This window comes from Streptomyces mesophilus, assembly GCF_040300965.1.
In the GTDB taxonomy this organism is placed as follows: Bacteria; Actinomycetota; Actinomycetes; order Streptomycetales; family Streptomycetaceae; genus Streptomyces; species Streptomyces mesophilus_A.
Genome location: NZ_JBEPEW010000286.1, coordinates 1 through 4,395, shown reverse-complemented (window position 1 = coordinate 4,395; position 4,395 = coordinate 1). Strand labels below are relative to the sequence as shown.

At 73.3% G+C, this 4,395-nt stretch carries 4 protein-coding genes; 2 read left to right on the top strand and 2 right to left on the bottom strand.

From position 1 onward, the window contains the following. Positions 1–147: 147 nt before the first annotated feature. Entirely contained in the window at positions 148–1,080 is a 933-nt protein-coding gene (locus ABT367_RS40980; RefSeq protein ID WP_352259024.1) for an SCO1860 family LAETG-anchored protein, read from the bottom strand. 336 nt (positions 1,081–1,416) lie between these two features. Here ABT367_RS40980 and ABT367_RS40975 point away from each other — a divergent pair, with 336 nt between their 5' ends. After that, positions 1,417–2,229, top strand: coding sequence for a 2-phosphosulfolactate phosphatase (locus tag ABT367_RS40975; protein ID WP_352259023.1), 813 nt, complete (start codon positions 1,417–1,419; stop codon positions 2,227–2,229). 38 nt (positions 2,230–2,267) lie between these two features. Here ABT367_RS40975 and ABT367_RS40970 read toward each other — a convergent pair whose 3' ends face one another. Continuing rightward, positions 2,268–3,362, bottom strand: coding sequence for an amidohydrolase family protein (locus tag ABT367_RS40970; RefSeq protein WP_352259021.1), 1,095 nt, complete (start codon positions 3,360–3,362; stop codon positions 2,268–2,270). 92 nt (positions 3,363–3,454) lie between these two features. Between ABT367_RS40970 and ABT367_RS40965 the strand changes: the two genes are divergently transcribed. After that, positions 3,455–4,395 (top strand): pyridoxal-phosphate-dependent aminotransferase family protein (locus ABT367_RS40965; protein ID WP_352259019.1); only part of this gene is annotated, 941 nt, incomplete at its 3' end.

Sequence of the window (4,395 nt, the reverse complement as noted above, 5' to 3'; positions counted from 1 at the left end):
GGTGTGCGTTGAGCTGGGCGGCGCGGTGGGCGGGGGGCGGGGGGCGCGGCTCTGGGCGTGGGCGGGGGGGCGGCGGGGGGCCGCGCCCCCCCCCCCCCCCCCGGCCGGGGCACGGCACCGCCGCGCCCCGGCCAGGTGGGACGGGTCCTAGCCGCGGCTGCGCGCGCGGGCCAGGACCAGGGCGCCGCCGCCCAGGCCGAGCAGAAGGACCGCGCCGCCCGCGATGAACGGCGTGGTGGAGCTGCCGCCGGTCTCGGCCAGGTTCTGCCGCTGCTCACCGGCCGACTGGGCCCGTACGCCCTCGTCCTCGGCCTTGTCCGCGGGCTTCGCCGGCGCGGACCCGGCCGGCTTCGGAGCGCCGGCCGGCGACGCACAGGACGCCTCGGCCAGCGCGATCACGCCCTCGACCTCGGCCACATTGAGCTTCAACGGATTGACGGAGACCTTGAGTTCGAGCGCGGCCGCCGCGGCCGTCTTCGATGTGGTGTGGGTCTTCGAGAGTGTCAGGCTCACCTCGCCGACTCCCGGCACGGTGACCTTCGTGACCCCGCCCGCCGAGAGCGTGGTCTTCTTGCCGAGCACCGTCACGGAGCCGAGCACATTGGACTCGGCGACCGGCTGCTTGCCCGCTTCGCAGACCGCCTTCGACGTGACCTGCTCCACCTCGATCAGGGAGAGCAGCGGCAGGCCCGGAATGTGGACCTTGGCGTGTGCCACGTTCGAGGAGGCCTCAGCCTTGTGCCGGTCCGTGGTGGCCTTCGCCGTGGCGACATCCGCGCGCAGCACATGGAACGGCTTGCCCTGGTCCACACCGTCGAGGGTCACGGTGAGCGCGGTCTTCTCCGCCGACTTGGGCGCCTGCACCTCGTTCAGCGTGGCCTTCAGCGGGACCTGCACGGTCTTGTTGAGCAGCCCGACGTCGAGCTGCGTACGGAGCACGGCCGCACTCGCGTTGCCCTCGTCGCCCGTGGCGTGGGCGGAACCGGCGGAGGCGAGGACCACGGGACCAGTGGCCAGCAGCGTCGCCGCGGCCGTCGCGGCGATTCTGCGTGCGGGCATGCGGAAGGTGTTGCTGTTCAAAACGGTGAACCCCCACAGGGAAAAGTGGTGCAGACATGGAGCCGCCGACGCACGCGGTACTTCGGGACATGCGCCGCGCCGACGACCTCGACGCCGAGAATCTTTACGCACGGAGAGTGAACTGGCAGACGCGCGGCGTGAGTTCACCCCAAAGTGGGGTTTCCGGCCGTCTATTCGATTTCGGGCGCATATGCAGTCGCGTACGTCACCCGTGTCACCTACCTCGACCGAACGCGAGCGAATGCGCTGGTTGACGCTCCGGCGCACACCGGAGAGAGCAAACGACCATGCCGACCTGTTGGTTACGGTGCGTCAACCCGAGGCATGATCGACGCCATGAACGCGACAATCAGCCCTGAGCACGCGACCGACGGCGAGTGGGCCCGGCAGGACGCATACGGCGTACGGTTCGAGTGGGGGCCGTCAGGGGCCCGTCGGCTGGCCCCCGGTGTGGCCTGTCTCGTGGTCGTCGACGTCCTGTCGTTCACGACCGCCGTCGACGTGGCCGTGACGGGCGGCGCCCGCGTCCTGCCGTACGCCTGGCGTGACGCCTCCGCGGCCGCGTACGCCGAGGAGCGGGAGGCCGCGCTCGCGGTGGGTCGCGGTGCGGTGTCCGAGGAGAACCCCTGGTCCCTCTCCCCCGCGACCCTGCTCCGAGCCGACCTGCCGCCACGGCTCGTCCTGCCGTCGCCGAACGGGTCGACGATCGCCGCGGCCGCCCCCGAAGGCGTCGAAGTGGTGGCCGCCTGCCTCAGGAACGCGCCGGCGGTGGGCAGTTGGCTGGCCGACCGGGGCTACGGCACGGCCGCGCGCCCCGTCGGCGTGATCGCGTCCGGCGAGCGATGGCCGGACGGCGAGTTGCGCCCGGCCCTCGAGGACCTGCTCGGCGCGGGCGCGGTGATCGCGGCGCTGGCCGCGTGCCATGGCCTCTCCCCGGCGGCGCCGGGCGCGCACGACGGCCTCTCCCCCGAGGCGCTGGCCGCGCGAACCGCGTTCGGCGGCACGGCGGACGTCCCGGCGGCGGTCCGCGCGGGGGTGTCCGGCCGGGAGCTCGTGGAGTACGGGTTCCCTCAGGACGTGGAGTTGGCGGTGGAGCTGGGCGCGTCCGCGTCCGTACCGGTGCTGCGGGACGGCGCGTTCACGGCCTGAACCGAAGCGGCTGCAACGGCTGCAACGGCTGCAACTCCTCAACCCACCACGTTCCCGTTCAGGACCACCCTCCGCGGCGCCCCCAACACCCGTACGTCCGCCCGCGGATCCGTCTCGTAGACCACCAGGTCCGCGGGCGCGCCCTCCTCGAGACCCGGGCGCCCGAGCCACGCACGCGCCCCCCAGGTCGCCGCGGACAGCGCCTCGAGGGCCGGGATGCCCGCGGTCACGAACTCGCCGACCTCGGCGCCCGCCAGGCCGTGCGCGAGGGCACCGCCCGCGTCGGTGCCGACGAACACCGGGATGCCCGCGTCGTAGGCGGCCCGCACCGTGTCGTAGCGCCGCTCGTACAGGCGCCGCATGTGGTCGGCCCAGATGGGGAACTTGGCGTCGCCCTGCTCGGCGAGCCTCGGGAACGTCGCGATGTTCACGAGCGTGGGCACGATGGCCACACCGCGCTCGGCGAACAGCGGGATCGTCTCCTCGGTCAGTCCCGTCGCGTGCTCGATGCAGTCGATGCCCGCCTCCACGAGGTCCACCAGGGAGTTCTCGGCGAAGCAGTGGGCGGTGACGCGCGCGCCGAGCCGGTGCGCCTCGGCGATCGCCGCGGTCACGGACTCGCGCGGCCAGCAGGCCCCGAGGTCGCCCGAGGAGCGGTCCAGCCAGTCGCCGACGAGCTTGACCCAGCCGTCGCCGCGCCGCGCCTCCTGGGCCACGTACGCGACCAGGTCCTCGGGCTCGATCTCGTGGGCGAAGTTGCGGATGTAGCGGCGGGTGCGGGCGATATGCCGCCCGGCCCTGATGATCTTCGGCAGATCCTCCCGGCCGTCGATCCAGCGGGTGTCGGAAGGCGAGCCCGCGTCACGGATGAGCAGGGTGCCGGCGTCGCGGTCGGTGAGCGCCTGCTTCTCGGCGACTTCGTCCGGTACGGGGCCGTGGGTGTCGAGCCCGACGTGGCAGTGCGCGTCGACCAGACCGGGCAGCGCCCAGCCCTCGACGGTCGTCACGTCCCGGGCACCGGCGGGACGCTCGTACGAGATCCGCCCGTCGATCACCCACAGTTCGTCGCGTACGTCCTCGGGCCCGACGAGGACCCGCCCCTTCACCCGCAGCACCGCGCCCTGATCGCTCATGTACGGCAGCGTAAAGGGCACTCGGTACGCTCGGACACGCATCCCGTTGCATCCACCACGCACACCTGAGCCCACCCCCGGAGAGCACGACCATGACGCGCGACCTGCACCCCTTCCTCGACCTGCCCCCGATGAGCGCCGCCGAGTTCGCCGCGGTCGAGGACCGGGTGGCGCGCCTGCTGAGCACCGAGCAGGACGTGGTGATCATGCAGGGCGAGGCGCTTCTGCCGCTCGAGAGCTGCATCCGCTCGGCCGCACAGCCCGACACCGTCGCCCTCAACGTCATCACCGGGCCGTACGGGCAGACCTTCGGCAACTGGCTGCGGGACTGCGGCGCCGAGGTGATCGACCTCGCGGTGCCCTTCCACACGGCGGTCACCGCCGGGCAGATCCGCGAGGCTCTGACCGCGCGCCCCGACATCGACTTCGTCTCGCTGGTGCACGCGGAGGCCGCGACCGGCAACACCAACCCGGTCGCGGAGATCGGCGCGGTCGTGCGCGAGCACGGAGCGCTCTTCTACCTGGACGCCGTCGCGTCGGTGGGCGCGGAGCCGCTGCTGCCCGACGCGTGGGGCGTCGACCTGTGCGTCATCGGTGCGCAGAAGGCCATGGGCGGTCCCGCGGGTGTCTCCGCGGTGTCGGTGAGCGAGCGGGCCTGGAAGCGGTTCGCGGACAACCCGCGGGCGCCGCGCCGTTCCTACCTGTCGCTGCTCGACTGGAAGGAGCGCTGGGTCGACGGCGGCCGCAAGGCGCTCCTGCACGCGCCCGCGCAGCTGGAGATGCTGGCGCTCGGGGCGTGCGTGGACCGGATCGAGGCGGAGGGCCTGGACGCGGTGATGGCCCGGCACGCCGAGGCCGCGCGCGCCACGCGTGCGGGCGCGGGGGCCGCGGGTCTGACTCCGTACGTGCATGACGCGAAGGACGCCGCCCCGGTGGCCACGACCCTGCGGACGCCCGAGGGCGTCGATGCCTCCGCCGTCGTCACCGCGGCGCTCGCCGCCGATGCCGCGCTGCCGGTCGCGGCCGGCGGCGG

What these genes read in the sequence shown, in the direction of transcription:
- ABT367_RS40975 (WP_352259023.1), top strand. Translation starts at nt 1,417, where the DNA reads ATGAACGCGACAATCAGCCCTGAGCACGCGACCGACGGCGAGTGGGCC.
- ABT367_RS40970 (WP_352259021.1), bottom strand. Translation starts at nt 3,362, where the DNA reads ATGAGCGATCAGGGCGCGGTGCTGCGGGTGAAGGGGCGGGTCCTCGTC.